This window comes from Streptomyces fildesensis (assembly GCF_016107395.1).
Taxonomy (GTDB): domain Bacteria; phylum Actinomycetota; class Actinomycetes; order Streptomycetales; family Streptomycetaceae; genus Actinacidiphila; species Actinacidiphila fildesensis.
Map to the genome: position 1 here is coordinate 74,476 of NZ_JAAIKO010000009.1, position 20,629 is coordinate 95,104.

23 protein-coding genes and 1 pseudogene are annotated in these 20,629 nt (G+C 69.9%); 11 read left to right on the forward strand and 13 right to left on the reverse strand.

The annotated features are described in order from the left end of the window. Positions 1-18: 18 nt before the first annotated feature. The 5 genes from C6N31_RS16245 to C6N31_RS16265 form a co-directional block, all read right to left on the reverse strand. Entirely contained in the window at positions 19-501 is a 483-nt protein-coding gene (locus C6N31_RS16245) for a poly-gamma-glutamate biosynthesis protein PgsC/CapC (protein WP_138352320.1), read from the reverse strand. Beyond that, positions 498-1,733 carry a poly-gamma-glutamate synthase PgsB gene (pgsB, locus tag C6N31_RS16250; protein WP_138352321.1) on the reverse strand — a complete coding sequence of 412 codons (1,236 nt, stop codon included), beginning with the start codon at positions 1,731-1,733 and terminating at the stop codon, positions 498-500. Before pgsB ends, C6N31_RS16245 begins: the two co-directional genes overlap by 4 nt. Positions 1,734-1,785: 52 nt before the next feature. Then, positions 1,786-3,993, reverse strand: coding sequence for a HAMP domain-containing protein (locus C6N31_RS16255; RefSeq protein ID WP_198357730.1), 2,208 nt, complete (start codon positions 3,991-3,993; stop codon positions 1,786-1,788). A gap of 365 nt (positions 3,994-4,358) precedes the next feature. Further along, positions 4,359-6,347: an elongation factor G gene (locus tag C6N31_RS16260; RefSeq protein ID WP_232485268.1), complete on the reverse strand. Its 1,989-nt coding sequence runs from the start codon at positions 6,345-6,347 to the stop codon at positions 4,359-4,361. A gap of 221 nt (positions 6,348-6,568) precedes the next feature. After that, on the reverse strand, positions 6,569-7,162 hold the full coding sequence (locus tag C6N31_RS16265) for a helix-turn-helix domain-containing protein (RefSeq protein ID WP_138352324.1): 594 nt from the start codon (positions 7,160-7,162) through the stop codon (positions 6,569-6,571). Here C6N31_RS16265 and C6N31_RS16270 point away from each other — a divergent pair. From C6N31_RS16270 to C6N31_RS16280, 3 genes are all read left to right on the forward strand, one after another. Next, positions 7,161-7,679: a GNAT family N-acetyltransferase gene (locus C6N31_RS16270; RefSeq protein ID WP_138352325.1), complete on the forward strand. Its 519-nt coding sequence runs from the start codon at positions 7,161-7,163 to the stop codon at positions 7,677-7,679. The genes C6N31_RS16265 and C6N31_RS16270 overlap by 2 nt on opposite strands. A 246-nt stretch (positions 7,680-7,925) precedes the next feature. Then, positions 7,926-8,411: a TetR/AcrR family transcriptional regulator gene (locus tag C6N31_RS16275; protein ID WP_138352425.1), complete on the forward strand. Its 486-nt coding sequence runs from the start codon at positions 7,926-7,928 to the stop codon at positions 8,409-8,411. 141 nt (positions 8,412-8,552) lie between these two features. Continuing rightward, positions 8,553-9,119 carry an EF-hand domain-containing protein gene (locus C6N31_RS16280; RefSeq protein WP_138352326.1) on the forward strand — a complete coding sequence of 189 codons (567 nt, stop codon included), beginning with the start codon at positions 8,553-8,555 and terminating at the stop codon, positions 9,117-9,119. A 25-nt stretch (positions 9,120-9,144) separates the two neighbouring features. Here C6N31_RS16280 and C6N31_RS16285 read toward each other — a convergent pair whose 3' ends face one another. Continuing rightward, positions 9,145-9,972, reverse strand: a complete 828-nt coding sequence (locus C6N31_RS16285; RefSeq protein WP_138352327.1) for an alpha/beta fold hydrolase — start codon at positions 9,970-9,972, stop codon at positions 9,145-9,147. A gap of 78 nt (positions 9,973-10,050) precedes the next feature. Here C6N31_RS16285 and C6N31_RS16290 point away from each other — a divergent pair, with 78 nt between their 5' ends. Then, on the forward strand, positions 10,051-10,650 hold the full coding sequence (locus tag C6N31_RS16290; RefSeq protein ID WP_138352328.1) for a sigma-70 family RNA polymerase sigma factor: 600 nt from the start codon (positions 10,051-10,053) through the stop codon (positions 10,648-10,650). Between the two features lie 54 nt (positions 10,651-10,704). On the opposite strand, the gene C6N31_RS16295 is transcribed toward C6N31_RS16290, so the two are convergent. Then, on the reverse strand, positions 10,705-10,953 hold the full coding sequence (locus C6N31_RS16295) for a hypothetical protein (protein ID WP_138352329.1): 249 nt from the start codon (positions 10,951-10,953) through the stop codon (positions 10,705-10,707). A gap of 224 nt (positions 10,954-11,177) precedes the next feature. On the opposite strand from C6N31_RS16295, the gene C6N31_RS16300 reads away from it, so the two are divergent. Continuing rightward, the gene (locus C6N31_RS16300) at positions 11,178-12,179 is read left to right on the forward strand and encodes a zinc-binding dehydrogenase (RefSeq protein WP_138352330.1); all 1,002 of its coding nucleotides are present in this window, start codon (positions 11,178-11,180) and stop codon (positions 12,177-12,179) included. Positions 12,180-12,193: 14 nt separating this feature from the next. Here C6N31_RS16300 and C6N31_RS16305 read toward each other — a convergent pair whose 3' ends face one another. Next, the gene (locus tag C6N31_RS16305) at positions 12,194-12,724 is read right to left on the reverse strand and encodes a GNAT family N-acetyltransferase (RefSeq protein ID WP_198357731.1); all 531 of its coding nucleotides are present in this window, start codon (positions 12,722-12,724) and stop codon (positions 12,194-12,196) included. 196 nt (positions 12,725-12,920) lie between these two features. Between C6N31_RS16305 and C6N31_RS16310 the strand changes: the two genes are divergently transcribed. From C6N31_RS16310 to C6N31_RS16320, 3 genes and pseudogenes are all read left to right on the forward strand, one after another. Further along, a complete protein-coding gene (locus tag C6N31_RS16310; protein ID WP_138352332.1) occupies positions 12,921-13,388 on the forward strand; it encodes a cupin domain-containing protein in 468 nt (155 codons plus the stop codon). Between the two features lie 119 nt (positions 13,389-13,507). Continuing rightward, positions 13,508-14,683, forward strand: coding sequence for an epoxide hydrolase family protein (locus tag C6N31_RS16315; protein ID WP_138352333.1), 1,176 nt, complete (start codon positions 13,508-13,510; stop codon positions 14,681-14,683). Between the two features lie 11 nt (positions 14,684-14,694). Next, positions 14,695-15,024 (forward strand): annotated as a pseudogene (locus C6N31_RS16320) (aldo/keto reductase); the annotation flags it as partial. Positions 15,025-15,094: 70 nt separating this feature from the next. Here the strand turns inward: C6N31_RS16320 and C6N31_RS16325 are convergent. Then, complete coding sequence (locus C6N31_RS16325; RefSeq protein WP_138352426.1) at positions 15,095-15,352, reverse strand: SCO0607 family lipoprotein; 258 nt, start codon at positions 15,350-15,352, stop codon at positions 15,095-15,097. Positions 15,353-15,630: 278 nt separating this feature from the next. Here C6N31_RS16325 and C6N31_RS16330 point away from each other — a divergent pair, with 278 nt between their 5' ends. Continuing rightward, on the forward strand, positions 15,631-15,822 hold the full coding sequence (locus C6N31_RS16330) for a hypothetical protein (protein WP_138352334.1): 192 nt from the start codon (positions 15,631-15,633) through the stop codon (positions 15,820-15,822). Between the two features lie 45 nt (positions 15,823-15,867). Here C6N31_RS16330 and C6N31_RS16335 read toward each other — a convergent pair whose 3' ends face one another. Together C6N31_RS16335 and C6N31_RS16340 are read right to left on the reverse strand one after the other, a co-directional pair. Beyond that, positions 15,868-16,635 (reverse strand): maleate cis-trans isomerase family protein, encoded by a 768-nt coding sequence (locus C6N31_RS16335; protein ID WP_138352335.1) that lies wholly within the window; start codon positions 16,633-16,635, stop codon positions 15,868-15,870. Between the two features lie 141 nt (positions 16,636-16,776). Beyond that, the gene (locus C6N31_RS16340; protein ID WP_138352336.1) at positions 16,777-17,136 is read right to left on the reverse strand and encodes a MerR family transcriptional regulator; all 360 of its coding nucleotides are present in this window, start codon (positions 17,134-17,136) and stop codon (positions 16,777-16,779) included. Between the two features lie 91 nt (positions 17,137-17,227). On the opposite strand from C6N31_RS16340, the gene C6N31_RS16345 reads away from it, so the two are divergent. Then, positions 17,228-17,707 (forward strand): hypothetical protein, encoded by a 480-nt coding sequence (locus C6N31_RS16345; protein WP_138352337.1) that lies wholly within the window; start codon positions 17,228-17,230, stop codon positions 17,705-17,707. Between the two features lie 41 nt (positions 17,708-17,748). Here C6N31_RS16345 and C6N31_RS16350 read toward each other — a convergent pair whose 3' ends face one another. After that, a complete protein-coding gene (locus tag C6N31_RS16350) occupies positions 17,749-18,117 on the reverse strand; it encodes a nuclear transport factor 2 family protein (RefSeq protein WP_138352338.1) in 369 nt (122 codons plus the stop codon). An 88-nt stretch (positions 18,118-18,205) separates the two neighbouring features. Between C6N31_RS16350 and C6N31_RS16355 the strand changes: the two genes are divergently transcribed. Beyond that, entirely contained in the window at positions 18,206-19,006 is an 801-nt protein-coding gene (locus C6N31_RS16355) for a helix-turn-helix domain-containing protein (protein ID WP_138352339.1), read from the forward strand. A gap of 103 nt (positions 19,007-19,109) precedes the next feature. Here C6N31_RS16355 and C6N31_RS16360 read toward each other — a convergent pair whose 3' ends face one another. Continuing rightward, positions 19,110-20,624: an MFS transporter gene (locus C6N31_RS16360; protein WP_138352340.1), complete on the reverse strand. Its 1,515-nt coding sequence runs from the start codon at positions 20,622-20,624 to the stop codon at positions 19,110-19,112. Positions 20,625-20,629 lie beyond the last annotated feature (5 nt).

Consider the following 20,629-nt stretch of genomic DNA (forward strand, 5'->3'; position numbering starts at 1 on the left):
CTCCTGTCCGGAGGACGATCACGCGCTGGGCAGCAGGCCGAGCAGCAGCCCGGACATCAGCACCACGTAGTTCGCGAGGGTGACGGTGGACACCGACAGCAAGGTGGCGCCCTTGGGCTGCCGCTCCAGCTGGTAGGCGATGAGGCCCGGCACGATGAAACCGAGCGTCTGGTTGGCGTACATCAGCGGGAACTGCGTTTGCATGACCAGGTACACGCCGGCCTGGAGCACGACGCCGGTCAGCACCACCGCGGCGAACAGCCGCTTGCCGTAGAGGATGACGTTGCGCTGGAGCAGCCGGGTGCACAGGTAGGTCAGCAGCGTGATGCCGACGACCATGGCGGCACGCTGGAGGTCCTCGATGAGGGTCAGTGCCAGCCAGCCCGGGGTGATCATGCCGCCCGGTGAGAGATTGGTCGTCAGATAGCAGACCAGCGAGAAGAGAAGCCCCAGCGCGATGCCGATGGCGGCGATCTCGGGGGTGAGGATGGTGGGGATCACTGGTTCTCTCCGTAGGCGTACGAGTCCGCTGCGACCGTCGGCCCGGCCGGGACGTCCGCGGGAAGCTCCGCCAGGTGCTCGAGCAGCAGCTCGCCCTGGCCATGGATGTTGCCGATGGCGACCATGGACGATTCCGGGCCGAGCTCGGCCAGCAGTTCCCGGGTGAGGGTTGCCGGGTCGCGCCGGTCACCGCCGAGATCGACGACGCGTCCCGACCAGCCGGCCGGGATGCCGTCGCGGGCGCTCTTGGTCGGGTGGCCGATGAGGAAGACGGTGTCGGGGTCCAGCTGCGGGATGATCGATCCCATCTGACCGTTGCGCTCGACACGGTCCGGACGGCAGTTGATCACCACATGCAGCGGCCGGTGGATCGCTCCCAGCGACAGCAGCTGGTTCACGTTCATCAGCGTCGACTCGGGGTCGTTGGCGGCGAAGACATTGGCGAAGCGCAGCCGCTTGCCGTCCACCGTCGCGTAGCGCTCCACCGACAGCACGCCCGGGTCCGGCGGGGCGTCGTACATCCCCTGCAGGGCAACGTCCCGATCGACACCGAGCAGTTCGGCCACCTTGAGAGCGATCGCCACGTTCTCCTTGAAGGTGAACCACGAGAACCCGCGCAGCTCGGCGTCGCTGACGGTCTCCGGCTCCACGAGAATCAGTTCGCAGTCCCGGTCGGCGGCCTCCTCCTGGAGGATGTGGAGGCGGTCGCGTTCGGCGGTCACGCAGATCCCGCCGACCGGCATGGAGCGGGACAGCGAGCGTGCGACGTCGTCCAGGGTCGGACCCATCTCGGCGAGATGGTCCTCACGGACGTTGCACAGCACGCCGATCGTCGAGCGGATCAGCTTGGTCTGGTTGACCTCCTGAAGCGCCGGCATGACGGCCATGCACTCGATGACCAGGGCGTCCGGCCGGTAGCTCGCGGCCCGGCGCACGATTCCGATCTGCTCCACCACGTTGGCGATCCCGAATTTCCGGTAGACCGGCTCCTCGGTCGCGTCGGGGTGGATGAACCGGGCCGCGGTACCGGTGGTCTTGGCGACGGTCACCAGGCCGCCGCCACGCAGCGCCCCCGCGCACAAGCGGGTGATGGAGGACTTGCCGCGGATGCCGTTGACCAACACCCGGGTAGGTATCTGGTCGAGGTTGACGAAGTGCCGCCGCTGCTCGACGACGCCGGCCACGAGCAGCACGGCGCAGCAGATCAGCAGGACGCAGTAGAGGAACAGCACAGGGGTCTCGGTGTCTTCTCAGTGAGGTCTGGGCGGGCGGGGCGGGCCGGTGCTACGTGTGCGGCCTGCGCAGATGACGGCGGCTCTGGGGGCCGCGTTGCCCGGGGACGAACTGGGCGGTGTGGGCCCGGTGCCGGTCAACGAGCTGCTGCCTGATCAGTTCCAGGCTGCGGACGACCGAGCCGACCTCGTCGTGGTTGGCGGGGTACAGCACGGTCTTGCGGTCTCCGTGCGCGAGGGCCTCGGCGCTGTCGGCCATGGCCCGCAGCGGGCGGACGATCACGATGTGCAGCCAACCCAGACAGGTCGCGGCCGCCGCCAGCCCCAGCATTCCGGCCAGCATGGTGCGCCGCTGGGCGACGTACTCGGGCAGGTCCAGCCAGCCGGCGGGCTGCTCGGAGACCACATGCCAGGTCTTGAGCGCGTTCGCCTCACCACCGCCGGTGAGCGGCGCGGCGGCCGCCAGTGCGTGCTCGCCGTTGCTCAGCAGCGCTCCGGAGGACTTGCTGGCGGCGGATTTCGCGAGGTTCTCGAGCCGGGCCGCGTGCAGGCCCTCGAAGGCGCGGAATCCCTGGTTGGAGGCGACGATGCGGTCGCCGGTGTCGACCAGCCACACTCTGCCGAGACCAGGGCGGTCCATGATGGCGCCGAGGTAGGGGATGTCGAACTCTCCGACGACCGTTCGCTGGGTCTTGCCCGCGACCGGCGCCCGGGCGGCGATGACCGGTTGGTTGAGGGTGTCGTCAACGAGACCGACGCCGCGCTTCGTCCGCAGCGCCGTCGGTGTGTGCGGGGAGTCGCCGGCACGCGCCACGACGGTGCCGTCCTTGTCCACCACGTACAGGGAGCGGTAGCGGGCATGCGCGGCGAGCGTGCTCACCAGGACGCTGTGCGCCTGTTCGGCGCCGGCTCCGTCACCGACCACGGTGGCGATGGCGGCGACGTCGGCGTACCCCTCGTTGAGTCCTTCGCGGACCCGGTCGGCGGCGGTCTCGGTGCGCTGCCGCTGGTCGGTGACGAGTTGCTGCGGCACGACGGCCACCTGCTCGGCCCGGTTGAAGAGGAACAGCAGGGGTGCGGCCCACGAGAGCAGCACGATGGCGCAGACGATCAGGACGGCCCTGGTCCCGCCGAGGCCCTTCCTGCCCCGCGCCTCAGGAGCGGGCGCCTGCCCGGTCAGCTCGCGGCGCATTGACTCCAGAGCGGCGCCGATGCGGCCGGATTCGGCGAACCGCGGCACGTCCACGGGTCGGGACAGCTCTCTGTTGCTCAGCCGGCGGGCTTCGAGGTGCAGCCGCAGCAGGGGCCGTTGGAGCACGACGTACAGCACCCAGGTGACCAGGGCGGCCAGGAGGAGCAGCACGCCGGCGGCGATGACGGCGAAGAGCCGGTGGTTGCCCGGCGCCGCGTCCTGTGCGACCTGCACCGTGGTGAGGACGCTGAGACCGAGCTCTCCCGAGCTCGCGGCCTTCTGCTGTGTGGTCTTGCCGTTGGCGTCGATCCCGGAGGTGATGGAGGCGTACCCCGCGACGGTGCGGCGCCCGTTGGCCGTCTCACCGAGCAGGCTGCCGCTGGGGCTGTCGAATCCGCCGGAGGCGGCGGTCTCGGAGGGTCGCTTGCCGTGGGCGGTGCGGGCGGCGTCGACGGAGAGCTGCCGGGCCGCCTTGCCCCGTGCGTCGGGTCCGTCGGAGGCGAGGATGGTGCCTGAGGAGTTGAGAACGATGAGCGAACGGCCGTCGCCGGTGGTGATGCTCGGCACGCTCAAGGTGTCCGAGGCGACCAGGAGCCGCTTTCCTGCGGGCTGGCTGAGTACCGCGAAGACCAGCAGCCGGGTCTCACCGGACTTGGTGGTGACCAGTCGTGGCGGCAGTCCCTCGGGAAGGGCGTTGACGTCGATGGCGGACAGCGGAACGTTCTCGCCGCGGGCGGCCAGCAGGGCTCCGCTGGACGGGTCGACCACCGCTGTGCCGCGCCACTTCTGGTAGACGGCACCGAGCGTGGAGAGCACCTCGTCAGGAGTGACGGGAGCGGCCGCGTTGGCCAGCGCCGCGGCGCGCTGCAGGTCGCTGGTGGATTCGTCGAGCGAGGCACGCAGTGCGGTCGCCCCGTCCTCAGCCACATGCTGCTGTGAGGCGAGGACCGCCCGGGAGACGCCGGAGGCGTCGGTACGGCCGAGGATCAGGGCGGTCGCACCCGCCACCGACAGCAGGAGCACCAGCAACGCCGCGACCGGCGGCCGAATTCCGCCGAGCAGGGGCATGTCCGCACGTCGCCTGATGCGGTGGCGACGGACCGGTGCGCGCGAAGCGCTGACCACGTGGAGCTCCCTCTGGGGCGCGCTTCGCGCACAAATCGGCTGGACGGCGTTCAGTTCGTCAAGGTGCGGTGGGGCACTTTGTTCGACGTCGAATTGTCCCTGACCAAGTGCCGAATCTGATCACGTTTAAGTGTCAAATGGTCTAAGAATGCAAATGAGAGAGTTAGGAATCTCTCACAACATTCTCGGATGTCCTCCATGTCCTCCATGTCCCCGGCGGGCGGCGCGAGTCCGGAGGGGCGATTGTCCCCTTCGGGGTATTTCGCCGAGTCCAGCAATATTGCGGGGGCAATGCCCCTTTCGGCCGTTCACCGTGCCAGGGAAGGGTCCGCGAGGAACCGCAGGTACTCCTCCGGATCGAGTGGATTGCCGTCGGTCCGGGGGCGGCGAGGAGGGACACCGCGTACCGGGCGGTCCGTGCCGGGGCGGGACCACAAGGCGCCTTCCCCGCGGGTGAGGCCGGGAAGGGCGTCGCCGAGCTCCTGCATCCTCGCGGTCGGCAGCTCGGCATGGAGGGTCCACCGGTCGCCGCTCTCCTCCGTGGCACCGATGGTCCCGCCGAGTTCGGCGATCCTGGCGGCGACCGGTCCCAGGGTGTCCTCGGGGATCTCCGCCTCCACCTCCCTGCACGGCTCGTGGACCCGCGTTCCCGCGCTGTTCAGCGCGTGCATCAGCACCATCGGCGTGAGCTTGCGGAAGTCGGACGCGGTACTCATCGGGGAGGCCCAGCCCGTGCGGATCACGGTGACGGTGCAGTCGGTGACCTCCCAGCCGAGGAACCCCTGCCGCAGGCCGAGGCGCACTGTCTCCTCGATTGCGCGGTGGAACGCGCGGGGCAGCGCGCCCCATTCGGTCTCCCGCGCGTACCGGACGCCCGAACCGTAGGGGGCGGGCTCGACGCGCAGGCCGACCGTGGCGAAGAACTCACCCGGTCCGGGGCCGAGTTCCTGCACTGCGACGCCGGTGCCGGCCGGCCGCTCCCGGTAGACGGGCGTGACCGCGGCGAACTCCGCCGCGATACCGAACTCCCGCTGGAGGCGGTCCGCGAGGACCTCGCGTTGGACCGCCCCGTGCAACAGCAGCGAGAGCGTCCCGTCGGAGGCGGTTCGCGTCCTGATGAACGGGTCTTCGTCGGCAAGCGCGCTCAGCGCGGCGTGCAGGGCGCCGCGTTGCCCGGGGTGGCTCGCACGTACGACGGCCTCCAGTCCCGGCGGGGCGAGCCGGGCAGCCGGCCGGTCGCCGCGGGCCGCACCGACGCGGTCGCCGACCCGGACGCCCGGGAGGCCGCGCAGGACCGCGATCCCGCCGGGGGTGAGCACCCCCCGGCGCTGCGCGTCGTCGCTGCTCTTCGCGGTCACGACGTCGAGCCGGGAGATCCGCCCGGTGACGGTCGTCGTTCCCTCCGCCTCGTCCCGGTGCAGGGCGAGACGCTGCCGTTCGCGCAGCAGGCCGGAGAACAGCCGGATGTACGCCCTCTTCTCCCCGCCTTCCGCACGGTCGACGGCGAACACCGTGCCGCGGGCGGGGGCCAGTTCGTCCGCGGGCGCTGCGGGCAGCAGGGTCGCGATGCCCTCGGCGAGTTCGGCGATGCCCGCTCCGCTGAGGGCCGAGCCGAAGAAGACGGGCTGCACCAGCGCGGCGGCCGTCTGCTGGAGCAACTGCTCGCGGATCTCCGCCTCGGTGGGTGGCGGACCGTCGAGGAGCCGGGACAGCAGGGCGGTGTCGTGCTCGGCGAGTACTTCTGCCGCCGGAGACCCGCCCCGCTCGCCGGTGAGCGGGACCGGGACCGCGCGGGCGGCCGGGGTGCCGGCGCCGACCGTCGACACGAGCGGAACGAGGCGGGGCGCCAGCGCGCGGCGCAGTTCCGCCAGCAGCGCGGTATCACGGGCGCCCCGGCGGTCGATCTTGTTCACGAAGATCACTGTGGGCAGGCGCAGCCGGCGGAGTGACGTCATCAGGACCCGGGTCTGGGCCTGGATCCCCTCGACCGCCGACACGACGAGGACGGCCGCGTCGAGGACGGAGAGGGCGCGTTCGACCTCCGCGATGAAGTCGGGGTGGCCGGGGGTGTCGACGAGATTGACGTGGCGGCCGGCCATGATGAGCGGCGCCACCGCCGTGCGGATGGTGATCCCGCGTTCGCGTTCGAGCTCGCCCGTATCGGTGGTGGTGTTGCCCTTGTCGACGCTGCCGAGCGCGGCGAGGGCTCCGTGTTCGAACAGCAGCCGCTCGGTGAGGCTGGTCTTACCGGCGTCGACGTGGGCGAGGATGCCCAGATTCAGGGGTGTGGAGGTCAAGGTGGTCCTCGGGAGGCAGAGAGAGGGCGTGGGGCGACGCGACTGCTCCGAGATGACGGCGCATGTCTCTCTCCTTGCTGCGAGGACGTTCGTGCAGGACACGGTGGACGTGCCGCCCGCACGTTACTGCACTCCGCCCGTACGGCGCCGCTCCTTTTCCGGGCCCCGGCCGGTGGCCGGGGCCGGTGTGGTCCCCCGGCCGATGGCGCGGCCGATGCCCTTCACGGCGTTTCGCCCCGGGCGAGGACGATGGCGTAACGGCACTCGGCTTCGGTGTTGTTGGCGAAGACGCATGCGGCGGGCTCGCCCAGTTCGATCGTGTCGCCCGCGTCGAGTTCGTGCACCGCGTCGCCCTCGTGGAACGTCAGCCGGCCCGCCAGCACCCAGACGACCTGCCGGATGAAGACGAAGGCCGCGGCCGGATACGGCACGCGGGCACCGGCGGGCAGTCGGACGTCGGCGATCTCGGCGGGGAAGTGCGGCCCGGTGATCTGGCGCCGGCGGTACCCGGTGGCCGGATCGCGCCACTCCACGGCGTCGGCCGAGCGGCGCACGCCCGCGGTCGCCTCCCCGCTCTCGCCGGCCGCGCCTTCGGCGAGCGCCAGCAGGGAGGAGACACTGAGCTGGAAAGCGGCGGAGAGTTTGCCCAGGACCACAGCGGTGGGGCTGCTCTCTCCGCGCTCGATCCGGTTGATCATGGCGCGGGACACACCGGAGGCGGCGGCGAGTTGCGCCAGGGTCCACTGCCGCCGGTTCCGTTCGGTGTGGATGCGAGCTGCGATCTGCCTCACCAGTGGGTCTACTATATTGGACATGGATCCAATATACGAGAACTCTGGATCGGTGACGATCCGCCCGGCACAGACCAAGGACGCGGAAGCCGTTCTCGCCATCCGCAACCAGGCGATCGAGCACTCGACGGCCCTGTGGACCACGACGCTGCAGACCCCGGCCGAAGGGGCCGCCTGGCTCGCCGTTCACCTGGAGCGGGGCTCGGCGTTCGTGGCCGAGAAGGCGGGCGGGGTCGCGGGCTTCGCGGTCTACGAACCATGGCGGCCGAAGGACGGATATCGCCACACGGTGGGGAACTCGGTCTATGTCCGCGAGGACGCTCACGGGCTCGGCATCGGCTCAGCTTTGATGACGGCCCTCATCGACTCGGCGCGCGAGACCGGCCATCACGTGATGATCGCCGACATCGAGGCGCGCAACACCGCCTCGATTCGGCTGCACGAACGGTTCGGCTTCCGCCACGTGGGCACCGTGCCGGAGGCCGGCACCAAGTTCGGCCGGTGGCTCGACCTGACGATCATGAGACTTCCGCTGACCTGAGCGACATCTTCTCCGATCTGCCGCTGCCCTCCTGATGCTTCCTGACGGCTCCCGCGGCTCAGCCCGCGCTCTTCACGGTCGCGCTCTTCGCGGTCGCGTCCTGCTCGGACGGAAGAGGCCGGTCCGGAGGAGCAGCCAGCAGTTCCCGGACCCGGGGAATCACCTCGCGACCGTGAGGTCGACGTGGGGTGCGAAGCGGCCCATGGGACCGCCGATGATGGCGATCATCAGCGGCAGGCCGTGACCATGGACGGTCTGGCCGAACGGGCGGGGCTGGGCAAGGGCACGGTGTTCCGCCGGTTCGGCAGCCGCGCGGGCATCTTCCACGCGCTCCTGGACGACGACGAGCGGGCCTTCCAGGAGCAGGTACTGGCCGGGCCGGCCCCTTTGGGCCCGGGCGCCGCGCCGACCGCCCGCCTGATCGCCTACGGCCGGGCCCGGATCGCCTTCCAGCTCGGGCACTACGACATCGCCCGCGCCGCCCTGGACGGCACCCGGCCGATCGCGGCCGGGGAGGGGACGATCTCCCAGGTCCACATCCGCATGCTGCTGGGGCTGGCCGACCTCGGCGTCACCGATCTCGACATGCTCGCAGTGCAGCTCACGGCCGCGCTGGAAGGCCCATTCCTGCTGTACCTGTCCGCGCCGGAGCACGCCGACGCCGCCCTCCGCGTCGAGGAGCGCATGGCTCAGGGCTGGGAGGAGCTCGTCCTGCGCATCTGCCGTCCCTGATCGCCGAGCCGGCCGTACATCCCGTCGACGTCACCTCCGTTGCGGCTGTCGTTTCCTAGGGCGTGATCGTTCGTTGAACCATGCATGGCGGATCGCCTGGTGCGATGGCGTTCTTGTGGTCGGCGTGAGGGAGGGCTGTTCATGGCCAGCGTGTTCCAGCGGAACAAGATCAAGGGAATGTTCGCGGCGTTCGATGCGGACGGGGACGGCTACCTGCGAAGGGACGACTTCGAGGCCCTCGTGGTCCGTTGGGGCCGACTCCCGGGAGTGGGGCCGGGGACGGAGCTGCGCGCCCGGGTGGAGGCGGTCGTCATGGGCTGGTGGGAGGGACTGCTGGCGGTCGGCGACGCCAACAACGACGGCAGTGTCGACTTCGACGAACTCGTCGTGCTCGTGGACCGGCTGCCGTCCATGCGCGAGTCCGTCACGGCGACCGCCGACGCGATCTTCGACGCCGTCGACGAGAACGGGGACGGCCGGATCTCCCGCAGCGAACACCGCCGCCTCATCGAAACCTGGCACGGGCAGAGCATCGACACCGACGAGGTCTTCGACCTTCTCGACCTGGACGGTGACGGTCACCTCAGCCGCCCGGAGTTCGCCGTGCTGTGGTCCCAGTTCTGGATCAGTGACGACCCTGCCGAGCCCGGCAACCTGGTCTGCGGGCGGATCCCGCATCAGGGCCACGGGAGCACGGTCGAGGCATGATCCGGTAGCACTACCGGCCGGTGCTTCAACTCAGGAACGCGGCAGTGGTCGCCACGAACCGGTCGGGGTCGTCGAGCCAGGGACAGTGGCCCGCCCCCGGCTGCACCGCGAGGGTGGCGTCGGGGAACAGCGCCGCGAATTCCGCCACCGGCCGAGGAGGGCTGTTCAGGTCGAACTCGCCGCCGAGCAACAGGACCGGGACGTCGCAGGTGGCGAGCGCCGCACGCGTGGCCTCCGGGCTGAAGGCGCCCTCGGCGGCGAAGCCGGCGACGGCGTCCTGGTTGCTCGGCCGGCCGGCCGCATAGTGCTTCTGCGCCGCGGCATCCCACCGGCCGCAGAAGAACGGAGCAATGGCCTCCCAGTCGCTGCCGGTACCTTCGGTGATCGCCTCCAACGCGGCGAAGGCCGCCGGGAACCACGGCTCGTTCTTCCGCCGCTGCGCGAGCTCGCGGCGCGTCTCCCCGCTGATGTCCACCCCGACAGCTCGGGTGCCAGGGCCGATCAGGGCGAGTCTGCCGACGTTCTGCGGGTACCGGGTCACGTACTGCGTCGCGATGTTCGCGCCGGCGGAGTGGCCGAGCAGATCCGTCCTGCCGAGTCCGAGGTGTTCGCGCAGCGCCTCGACGTCGTCGACGAGACGGTCGCAGCGGTAGGAGGAGGGGTCCTGCGGAACGGCCGACCCGCCGGTGCCGCGGAGGTCCAGGAAGATCAGCTTGCGGTGCCCGGACAGGCCGCCGAGATCGCCGAGGTAGCGGGAGTCGGTGGGACCGCCGGGGATGCAGACGACCGGGTCGCCGTCCCCGAGGACGCGGTAGGAGAGCTGGGTTCCGTCATGTGCGGAGAAGGTGGGCATGCCGTGGATCCTGACACTTATAACCACGTTATACAACCCGGTTATGACGGCCTGGTGCTCAGGGTATATAACCGGGTCATGACGGGCGAGGAGAACACGCACCAGATCCCCGAGGGGCTGACCGAGGCGCAGGCCGAACGGATGCTCGCCGACATGAACGAGGTCATCCGCGCGGGCGAGGAGATGCGGAAGCTGCGCGCCGACATGATCAAGATCTTTGCGGACCTCGGCTGGACCCAGGACAGGATTGCCCAGCTCACCGACATGAGTCAGCCGGCTGTCTCCAAGCAGGTGGCGAAATACAGGTTGGGCGACCCACTGCCCGCGGCGACCTTCTCCCTCGACCAGCGCGACGTGCCATGGCTCGAAGGACGCCTGTGGGGCCTCGCCGAGGAGATCGCCGAGACCGTCGACTCCGCCCGCAGCGCGCGCTACGTCAACGCCCTCGCCAGGGGGAAGAAGCGCTTCACGCCCCAGAACGTCGACGAGCTGCGCCGCCTCGTCGAAGAGGACCTGAGGCTGCACCGGGCAGAGCTGCCCGGCGGATACCGGAACGCGTACGACGAGATCAGCCGCGGCCTCGACCTCCCCGAGCAGGTCACCGCCACCGGATCGGCCTCCGTGCGTCGCGCCCTCGCCTGCCAGATCCAGCGCGACCGGCTCCGGAACGACGTCTGAGCCCTTGACGCTGGGGCGACCATGCCCCCGCGTGGACGAGGTCTTCGTACTGCCTCAGTGCGTGGCGGAGCCGTCGAGCATCCAGCGGCGGACCGCCAGGACTCGCGGCAGGGCGATGACCCGTTGCGGCGAACCGTCCTCGCGCTCGACGACGAACACCCCGTCGGCTATCAGTTTGTCGAGCGTGTAGGTCGAGATCCCCAGCAGCGATGCGGCGACCCGCAGCGGCACCGTCAGGCCCGCGAAAGCGTCCGCTTCGCTTCCGTGCTCCAGCGCCCGCAACGGCCGATTCCGTGGCCCCATTCTCGAACCCCCCTCTGACCAGGTCTGTTTGATTCTCCCTTCTTACCTCAAAGCACCGACAGAGCGGCAGTACGCCCCTGGGGCCGGCCGGCCCGAAGTCCCGCCCGAACGGACGAGGGCAGGTCCCAACAGGCGGAAACCCGGGGGAGTCGGGAATGAAGCCGCAGCGGCCGCATGTTGATGACCGCTGATCGACTCTTCTAGCTCGGGAAGAAGGCAGGCTCATGACGTCCTCGCCGACCACTATGCGCGCCGTTCGACTCTCCGGCCCCGGCCCCGTCGACAACCTGCGGCTGACCACGCTCCCCCTCCCACCCGAGAGGGACGGCTGGGTGCGCATCCGCGTCGAGGCGTTCGGCCTCAACCGCTCGGAGTTGAAGCTGCGGCTGGGTGTGAGCACGGGTGTCAGTTTCCCCCGGGTGCCGGGTATCGAGGCCGCCGGCACCGTCGACGCGGCACCGGCCGGCAGCGGACTGGCTCCTGGGCAGAAGGTCGTCGCCATGATGGGGGACATGGGGCGCACCTTCGACGGCGGCTATGCCGAATACACCTCGGTGCCGTTGTCGCAGGTCATCCCCGTCGACACCGACCTCCCCTGGGAGGTGCTGGGCGCTCTGCCGGAGATGGTGCAGACCGCCAACGGCTCGCTCACCATCGGCCTGGACCTGAAGCCCGGTCAGTCCGTGTTGATCCGCGGCGGAACGTCCTCGGTGGGCCTGGCCGCCGCCGCTCTGGCCGCCTGGCGCGGCGCCACGGTGCTGTCCACCACCCGGCGGGCCGATCGCCTCACTTCGCTGAAGGAGCACGGTGTCGACCACCCTCTGCTCGACACCGGCGAGGTCGCGCCCGCCGTGCGCGAGCTGTATCCGGACGGCGTCGACGCCGCCCTTGATCTGGTCGGCACGCCGACCCTGCCCGACACTTTGCGCGCGGTGCGCGTGCACGGCACGGCCTGCTTCGGCGGCAGCCTGTCCAACCAGTGGACGGTGCGGGATTTCTCCCCGAACGAGTACCTGCCCAGAGGCGTGCGCCTGGCGGGCTACTTCGGCGACGCCGCCGATCTGCCCCGGGAAACCTTCCAGGAGATCCTCGACGCGGTCGCGGCAGGGCAGCTGGCCTTCCCCGTGGATCGCGTCTACGACGGCCTGGAGCAGGTGGCGCAAGCCCATGACGACATGGAACACGATCGCGCCACGGGCAAACTCGTCGTCCGCGTCCGGCATTAGCGGGCATCCGGTGGTCAGCCGACCCGACGGGCCAGTACCTGTCCGGGCCACTCCTTGAACAGGAATCGGTCGGTGGGTTCGAAGTTGTTGCGCTCGTAGAACGCGACCAGTTCGCCCCCGCCGCCCGGCCAGCAGTCGACGCGCAGCAGCTCCACACCGGCCCGCCGGGTTTCGTCGGCGGCATGAGCCAGCAGTGCCGCCCCGATGCCGAGACCGGCGCAGCGGCGGTCGGAGACCAGCAGCCGCACATACCGCTCGGGTTCGCCGGCCGGCGCGATCGGCACCTGTGGGTTGGGTCCGGAACCCAGCACCAGGGCTCCGGCCGGTCTTCCGTCCAACTCCGCGATGTAGGGGGCGTTCTCCGTCGTGTACCGCTCGACCCGTGCCACTCCGCCGGGCCGCCGCGAATACGGTGTCGTGCCCCACTGCTCGGTGTTGCCGCGAGCGTTCATCCAGGCCACTGCCGCGTCGAGCATGTCGAGAATGGCTGGTGCGTCGGCCAGGCTGCCCGGTCTGATCTGTATGCCATGTGTGGTGTCGTTCATGGCGAAAGCTTAGGGGCCGTCGGACGGATCATGCAGGGGGTGCCGCTCTGCGGCGCGGGGCTGCGGAACGGGGCGGGACGGCGGTCATGTGGGCACGGATCCGCCCGAGCAGGCCGCCGAGTGCGATCATTTCGGGGCGGGACGGCCGAACGCGTCAGCCCGTCATCGCCCTGATCCCCCTCGAATGGACGCCCTCATGAGCATGGCCTACCTTGCGCAGCCCGATGAGCAGCAGAAGCTCGAATGGCTCGACGGCGGAGTCTTCTCCGTTCTGCTGGACAGCGCGGCCACCGACGGCCAACTGACCGTCGGCCGATTCGCCGTCAACAAGGGCGAGGCGCCGCCGTATCACCTGCACACCCGTGAGGACGAGGTCTTCATGCTGCTCAAGGGCGAAGCCCTGGTGTGGTCCGACGGCGAGGAATGGGAACTCTCCGAAGGCGGCATCGTCTATCTCCCCAAGAACGTCCCGCACGGCTACCGGATCACCTCCGACACCGCCGACCTGCTGATGATCTGCACCCCTGGCGGCATCGAGGGCATGTTCCGCCACGCAGGACGCGATCTGTCCACACCCCGGCCCGAGGGCTTCCAGATCTCCCCGGAACGCTTGGCCGAAGCCGCTGACGCCTACGGCCAGATCATCGTCGGCCCCCCGCGCTGACCCCGGGCGGCTCTTTCCCCCAGGGCGCCCGGCCCACCGGTTCAAGGGCGTGGGTAACTCCATGTCGTCATCGGCCCGCCTGCCCGTCCCGGTCGTCTCCGCCGCGTTAGCATGCGCCCATGCCGGACGCCGCGCCCCGCCCCGAGCCGTTCATCCCGCAGACCGCCCCAGGGGCGGTCGAAGACCTCCGGGCGCGGCTGCGTGTGACCCGCTGGCCGGACACGCCCGAGGACGCCGGGTGGTCGCTCGGTTCCGACCTCGGTTACCTCCGTGAGCTCGTCGCGTACTGGGCGGACGGGTTCGACTGGCCGGCGCAGGAGGCGGCACTCGCCCGCTTCGCCCGCTACCACGTCCCGCTCGGCGGCCTCGGGATCCACTTCGCTCACGTCCGCGCTGTCGCGCCGGCCGGACCCGTCCTGCCGCTGGTCCTCAGCCACGGCTGGCCGGACTCGTTCTGGCGCTACGCGAAGGTCATCCCGCTCCTGACGGACCCGGGCGCGCACGGCGCCGACCCCGCTGACGCGTTCGACGTCGTCGTGCCCGACATGCCGGGGTACGGGTACTCCGACCGCCCCACCGGTCCGCCCCTCGACTCCATCGCCGTCGCCGGCCTGTGGGCCGAACTCATGAGCGTTCTGGGCTACGCGCGATTCGGCGCCGCGGGTGGGGACATCGGCAGCCATGTGAGCCGCTACCTAGCGCTCGACCACCCCGACCGGGTGGTGGCCGTCCACCGTACGGACGCGGGTGTCCCCGTCTTCGCCGGGGACCCGGCGGACCTCGCCCCTGAGGAGCGCGCCTGGCTCGGCAGCGCTGTGGCCTGGGGAGGAGCCGAGGGAGCCTACGCCGCCATGCACCGTACGAAGCCCCAGACCGCCGCCTTCGGGCTCACCGATTCGCCGGCCGGTCTCGCCGCGTGGATCGTCGAGAAGCTCCGGGCGTGGAGCGACTGCGACGGCGACATCGAGCGGTCCTTCACGAAGGACGAGATCCTCACCAACCTCACGATCTACTGGCTGACGGGGACCATCGGCTCGTCGATGCGCATGTACCACGCGAACGCCGCGATCCCACCGGCGCAGCTCGCCCGCCGGGTCGAGGTGCCGTCGGGCTTCTCGCTCTTCCCCGGCGACATCGTGCGCCCTCCCCGGGCGTGGCTGGAGCGTACGGCGAACGTCGTGCGCGTGACCGAGCCGGCGCGCGGTGGCCACTTCGCCGCCTTCGAGGAGCCCGAGCTCTACGCGGAGGAGCTGCGCGCGTTCTTCCGCCCCTACCGGGCGGTTGCGGAGGGCTGAGGTGAGCCCTGGACGTCGACGTGGTGGTCGGCGGGCCCTACAGCTCAGGCATTCTCGCCGGCGGTCAGCACTTCGAGTACCAGAAGGCACCCGCGGAGATCATCGACAAGGTGACCCGCATCAAGAAGCTCACCGAGCGGCACGGCATCGGCATCAAGGCCGCCGCTCTCCAGTTCTCGCCGGCCCACCCCGCCACGGTCGCGGCGATCCCCGGCGCGACCAGGCCGAGCCGTATCGCCGAGGACGTGGCGGCCCTGGACGAGAAGATCCCGGCCGCGTTCTGGCAGGACCTGCGTGACGAGCAACTGATCGCCGCCACCGCCCCGGTGCCCGCTGTCTGATCCGCCGTCCGATCCCGTCCGATCCCGTCCGATGCGCCGTCCGATCCGCCGGCGCGGTCCGTGGCCCCCGTCATCCGGTGGCGGAGGCCTCGACGATGTTGCCGTTCTTGTCGATCGTGTGGGTGTTCCAGTACGTGTCCCATGTGTCGCCGACGTGCTGGGGGACCTTGCCCTCCGGATAACGGACGTACCCCTTCGGCGGCTCCTGGCCGTTGGGCGCGCAGGCCTTACCGGTGGTGCCCACGGCCAGGACCGGGTACTCGCCGCCACCGCAGATCGCGTCCTCGGTGGAACAGCCGGTCAGGGCCACGGCCGCCGCACAGGCCATGGCGAGGCCGAGCACGAACCGCGTCGGGCGGTTGCCGCCCGCAGCCGCGGTCTTACGGGATCCGCTGGTCGTACGCACGTGATCTCCCTTGCGATGGGTTGGTCCGCCCAGCCTGCCCGAAAGCAAGAGGGAGATCATGAGTACGGCTACTCACGCGAGTCGGCACGGCTGACCGGACGGGCCGGAACCGGTGCTCCCGGTGGGAGGTGCGCGGCGGGGAATGAATCCGTCAGGGTACGGTCCGTTAGATCATCGGATCGCGGGCAGGAGCCAGCACTATGAGCAACGCAGAAGTGACAGAGCACCCGCCGATCTACGGTCGCCTGATAGAAGAACGCGGCGATGTGCTGGCCGCGACGCGGGAGGCCGCCCAACAGGTACAGCATCAGGCGGTGACGGCGCTGGACTGGAGCGACGTGCGACGTGCCCAACAGGGGAGGGAGGCGCGCGGTTACCCCGCACTCGGGTGAGAATCCGGCTCTGATTCGGCCACAGTGTGGACAGTTGGGGAGGCGTCAGGCTGCGAAGAGTTGTCCGTAGCCAGTGATTTCGGTGGTGCTCGTACGGGCCGCGCGGAGGGCCGACCACAGCAGTGTCTGATTGGCGGTGAGGACAGGCCGGCCGAGGGTGGTCTCGAGGTTTTCGATCGCGCCGACGGCGCGGAAGCCGTTGCCTCCGATGACGACGGCCTCGGCGCCCTCGGGGACGTGGTCGGCCGCCCAGTCGTGCAGGTCGTCCGGCCGGATGAGTGCCTGTCCGCTGGGCAGCGCGCAGGGGGCGGAGAACACCACGTCGAATCCGGCGTCCTGGTAGTAGGCCCGGCCGAGATCGTCGAGTTCGGTATCGAACCACGGCGGATCGATCAGGCAGATGCGGGTGGCACCGAGGGTGTGCAGTGCGTCGACTGCCGCGGCGCAGGTAGCGACCACCGGCAGTCCGTGGGCACGAGCCGAAAGGCGCCTGAGCATCGCTGCTTCGCCGTCCGCACCGATGACGTACGCGGAGCTGGTGAACCCGAAAGCGACCGCCGCAACGGGCGCGGTGGCGAGCTGTTCGGTGGCGTCGTCGACATCCGGCGGATCTGCGAAGGCCCGGACCGGGGCGAGCGGGATCGTCGGGTCCATGGCACCGCCCTGCCGTATACCGCCGAACGGCACCCGGGCGGCGTGAATGCCCACGTCGGGTGGGGCCATCGCGCGCAGCTCCGACTCCGGTCCCACGTCGGCGTGCGGTGTCAGTACGCCGAGGCGCACCCGTACGTCCCAGCCATCGGGTCGCCACATTGCGCTCACTCCTCGACCGGCGAGCTCTCCACCTTCCATTCTGCGGGCTCCATGCCCGGAGTGCGACGCCTGGGCCCGGCGGTGCTCCCTCGTCGTGCCATCGAGGAAGGCAGCACTTCCGCGGGCAGGGTTGGCGATGGATCAGCCCTGTGCTGCCCGTAGCGGGCAGCCGGTGCCCACGCGCGCGGCCAGTTCGTCCCGCAGGGCCGCGAGTTCAGCCATGCGGGCGTCGACGACGTGGATCTTCTCCTCGAACAGCGCCGACAGCGCTTCCGCGGTATCCGGGTGCTCGCGTAGTTCCTCGCCGGTCCGTGCGATCTCCGCGAGGGAGAACCCGAGCGTCTGCGCGGTGCGGACATAGTGCAGCCAGGCGACCGTCTCGGGCGGGAAGTCGCGGTAGCCGTTGGGCAACCGCCGGCCCTGGACGAGGCCGACCTTTTCGTAGAACCGGATGGTGTCCCTGGTCATGCCCGCCTGCGCGGCCAGCTCTCCGATACGCATGGTCCTCCGTCGCACGATGGGCTTGACCTTGGACCGTACTCCACTGTTTAGCGTGAGGTGTCGCTGCCCCAAGAACAGCAGGAGCCTCACCGTGATCCCTTACCTCACCCCCGCACGCCCGTCCTACCTTCACGTCGTACGGGCGAGCGCCTGGTACGACCTCGTCGTCACGGCAGGATTCGCGACACCGTGGACGTACGCGCTGCTGCACAATGCGCTGTCATCACTGGGCGACACACTCGGGATGGGCCACCTGCCCGAACTCGACCCGGTACAGACCCTGTACGCGAATCTGATGGGTTCGGTCGTGGTCGTCTGGGCCGTCCTGCGCATCGTCCGGCCGCTGCCGGTGCACGGGTTGTTCGACGGCGCCGCGCGCACGCTGTTCGCGGCGTGGCAGGCGTACGCACTGACCCACGGTGCCATGCGGTTGCTCTGGCTGTTCTTCGTCGTCGAGGTGGCCTTCGGCGTCGTACAGCTCGCGCCGTGGTGGCGGTACCGGCGCACCGACCGGGTGGATGCCCCTGCCGGCCCGGCCGACGGTCGCCCGCACCCTGCCGCGAGTCGGTGACGCACGGGGTTGCGGGCCTGTACCGGGTCTGGCCCCCTAGGCTACAAAGTCGCCACCGGATCTGGAGCATCTGCCGTGATCGGTTCGACGATCTCCCACCGCTCGGCGATCAGGCCGTCCTGGAGGCGAAAGACATCGGCCACCGCGATGTCGAGCCCGCCTCCGGGCAGCCACCGCCGGGAGAACATCGTCACGTAGTCGCCTTCTGCCACAAGGCGGCGGATGTCGATCCGTATGTCGGTGAGGGGCAGCTTCCGTGCTGCCGCGATCCAATCCGCTTTCGTGGTGGTCCGGAACGGCAGCCCGTGATCCGTGTAGTCGTCGCGCAGGAGCGGCGCGACGGCATCGAGGTCGCCTTTGCCGTACCGCGCCAGGCAGGTGAGGACCAGTTCCTTGTAGTCAGTGCTCATGTCCCCGAGTGTGCTGGGGTGGTCGGGGACTGTCGATGAACTCGCAGTTCATGGAACGTGGTCGGAGGGTACGACTAGGGTCGGCGCTGTGGAGACGGTAGGTGGCCTGTTGCGCGAGTGGCGCCACAGCCGACGGCTGAGCCAGCTCGATCTCGCGCTGGCGGCGGGCGTTTCGCCGCGGTACGTCAGCCTCATCGAGACCGGCCGATCCCGGCCCAGCGCCGACATGGTGCTGCGGCTCGCCGCTCAGCTGGAGGTGCCGTTGCGGCATCGCAACCGGCTGCTGGTGGCGGCCGGGTTCGCGCCCCGCTATCGCGAACGGCCGCTCGACGAGCCGGACATGTCGGCCGTTCGGGACGCCGTGGCCAGGGTGCTGAAGGCGCACGAGCCCTATCCGGCCCTGGTCGTGGACCGGCGTTGGAACATTCTGATGACCAACGCACCGGTCGTGCATTTCCTCGCCGACGTCAACCCTCAACTCCTTGTCGCTCCGGTCAACATGGTGCGGCTGGGGCTCGATCCACGGGGTCTCGCCTCCCGGATCGTGAACCTGGCGGACGTTCGCTCGTTCTTTCGCGCCCGGTTGTCCCGCCAGGTCGCCAGGACCGGTGATCCGGTGATCGGCGCCCTGTACGACGAGTTCTTCGCGGACGACGAGCCTGCCGGATCAACCCCTGGGCTGGAGTCCGAGGTGGCGATTCCGATGGTCTTCCGGCTGGACGGAGGCGAGGTGCGACTCTTCTCGACCATCACGACGTTCGGAACCCCTCAGGACATCACGCTCGAAGAGATCTCGATCGAGTCCTACTATCCGGCGGACGCCGACAGCGCCGCCGTCCTGCGCAGCATGGCCGGTCCGGCGGGGGACCGGTGCGACGACGGGCAGTAGGCACGGCCCGCTGGAGGATGTCGCGTCGGAACGTGCCGTACGGATCGATGGGCGACCAGGACCCGGCGGCGGTCGGTCCGCGCCGGTTCTCCCGATCGACGCATCATGCCGTGGCCTTCTCGCCGATCGCGTCGTCGGCGGAGGTGGTCGCCCGGCCGTTCGTGACGCGTCGCGTACGGACGATTCCCCAGCCGACGAGTGCTGCGGCCACGACGGTGAGCGTGAGGCCCGCGATCGTGACCGCCTCCTGGAATTCCGCGGTCTGTTGCGTGCTCCAGTTCGCTGTGGCGAGGTTGCCGGTGAACAAGGCCGCGAGGATGGTGCCGGTGACGGCGATGGCGATTCCGGAGGTGACTTCGGTGGCAGTGTCGACGAGGGCAGCGCCGATCGTGGTGCGATTCTTCGGCAGACCACGGAGCACGTTGACTCCGGCGACCACGCCGACCACGCGCATTCCCGCTGCCACGAGCACGAGTGCGATCGCGACCCACACATATCCGAACCTGCCCAGCAGACCGTAGACGGCGAGCCCGAACACGACCGCTGCGGCACTGAGCCATGCGGCCCGTTCGAGGCCGACCCGTTGCACGAACGGATTGACGAACGCGCCGCCCGCGACGAGGACGATGACCTGCGGCAGCATTCCGAGAGCGGCGAGTGCGGGCGTCCACCCCCAGTCGAGCTGCAGCTGCAGCGTCACCAGGTATCCGAGGCCGGCGGTGGCCAGCCCGGCCGCGGCCTTGAACGCCAGGCCGCTGGACACCAGAGGGTGAGCAACGAGTTCGAGGTCGAGGAGCGGGTAACGCGCCGAGCGCTCGCGGAGGACGAAGAGCATCGCAGCCACGACGGCCGCTGCCGTGGTCGCCCACGGGATCCACGATGCGGCGCCCTGGTGGACGAACAGCGTCGGTGCGACGAGTGCGAGCACGATCGTCGCCGTACCCAGCACCGCACCTGCGATGTCCACCGGATCGCGGTGCAGATCGGCCGCGACGTCCGCGCCGATACCGGACCGCACACCGATGAATGCGAGCACGGCGATCGGCACGTTCACCAGCAGCAGGACCTGCCATGGCGCGATCGCCAGCACGAAGCCACCCACGGTCGGGCCGATCGCGAGCCCCACCAGACCCACGGTCGAGATGAGGGTGGTCGCACGGACGCGCAGGCCGTCCTCGTCGAACAGCCGGAATGCCAGCGCCATCGATCCCGGGGTCGTCATCGCGGCCGCGACCCCCATCGCCACCCGGACGGCGATGAGTTGCTCCACAGTGGAGACAAAGGCGGTCGCCAGGCTCGCCACGCCGAGCAGAACCAGCCCGATGAGCATGATCCGTCGCCTGCCGAACCGGTCGGCGATCGCGCCGCACGCCAGCATCAACCCGCCGAACACGACGGCGTAGGCGCCTGTCACCCACTGCAGCGCGATCGTCGAAGCGTGCAGATCGCGTCCGATCGTGGGCAACGCGACGTTCAGGATCGAGTTGTCCAGCATCTCGAACAGAAACACTGCCGACAGTCCGGCCAAGGCCACCCAGGCCTCGCGCAACGACCGGGGCGAGCCAGGAGAGGGGTCCGCCGCCGCGAGTGCGGTTCCGGTCCCGTGGGGAGTACTCATGAACG

What these genes read in the sequence shown, in the direction of transcription:
- C6N31_RS16255 (WP_198357730.1), bottom strand. Translation starts at nt 3,993, where the DNA reads ATGCCCCTGCTCGGCGGAATTCGGCCGCCGGTCGCGGCGTTGCTGGTG.
- C6N31_RS16270 (WP_138352325.1), top strand. Translation starts at nt 7,161, where the DNA reads ATGGATCCAATATACGAGAACTCTGGATCGGTGACGATCCGCCCGGCA.
- C6N31_RS16265 (WP_138352324.1), bottom strand. Translation starts at nt 7,162, where the DNA reads ATGTCCAATATAGTAGACCCACTGGTGAGGCAGATCGCAGCTCGCATC.
- C6N31_RS16275 (WP_138352425.1), top strand. Translation starts at nt 7,926, where the DNA reads ATGGACGGTCTGGCCGAACGGGCGGGGCTGGGCAAGGGCACGGTGTTC.
- C6N31_RS16280 (WP_138352326.1), top strand. Translation starts at nt 8,553, where the DNA reads ATGGCCAGCGTGTTCCAGCGGAACAAGATCAAGGGAATGTTCGCGGCG.
- C6N31_RS16285 (WP_138352327.1), bottom strand. Translation starts at nt 9,972, where the DNA reads ATGCCCACCTTCTCCGCACATGACGGAACCCAGCTCTCCTACCGCGTC.
- C6N31_RS16290 (WP_138352328.1), top strand. Translation starts at nt 10,051, where the DNA reads ATGACGGGCGAGGAGAACACGCACCAGATCCCCGAGGGGCTGACCGAG.
- C6N31_RS16295 (WP_138352329.1), bottom strand. Translation starts at nt 10,953, where the DNA reads ATGGGGCCACGGAATCGGCCGTTGCGGGCGCTGGAGCACGGAAGCGAA.
- C6N31_RS16300 (WP_138352330.1), top strand. Translation starts at nt 11,178, where the DNA reads ATGACGTCCTCGCCGACCACTATGCGCGCCGTTCGACTCTCCGGCCCC.
- C6N31_RS16305 (WP_198357731.1), bottom strand. Translation starts at nt 12,724, where the DNA reads ATGAACGACACCACACATGGCATACAGATCAGACCGGGCAGCCTGGCC.
- C6N31_RS16310 (WP_138352332.1), top strand. Translation starts at nt 12,921, where the DNA reads ATGAGCATGGCCTACCTTGCGCAGCCCGATGAGCAGCAGAAGCTCGAA.
- C6N31_RS16315 (WP_138352333.1), top strand. Translation starts at nt 13,508, where the DNA reads ATGCCGGACGCCGCGCCCCGCCCCGAGCCGTTCATCCCGCAGACCGCC.
- C6N31_RS16325 (WP_138352426.1), bottom strand. Translation starts at nt 15,352, where the DNA reads ATGGCCTGTGCGGCGGCCGTGGCCCTGACCGGCTGTTCCACCGAGGAC.
- C6N31_RS16330 (WP_138352334.1), top strand. Translation starts at nt 15,631, where the DNA reads ATGAGCAACGCAGAAGTGACAGAGCACCCGCCGATCTACGGTCGCCTG.
- C6N31_RS16335 (WP_138352335.1), bottom strand. Translation starts at nt 16,635, where the DNA reads ATGTGGCGACCCGATGGCTGGGACGTACGGGTGCGCCTCGGCGTACTG.
- C6N31_RS16340 (WP_138352336.1), bottom strand. Translation starts at nt 17,136, where the DNA reads ATGCGTATCGGAGAGCTGGCCGCGCAGGCGGGCATGACCAGGGACACC.
- C6N31_RS16350 (WP_138352338.1), bottom strand. Translation starts at nt 18,117, where the DNA reads ATGAGCACTGACTACAAGGAACTGGTCCTCACCTGCCTGGCGCGGTAC.
- C6N31_RS16360 (WP_138352340.1), bottom strand. Translation starts at nt 20,624, where the DNA reads ATGAGTACTCCCCACGGGACCGGAACCGCACTCGCGGCGGCGGACCCC.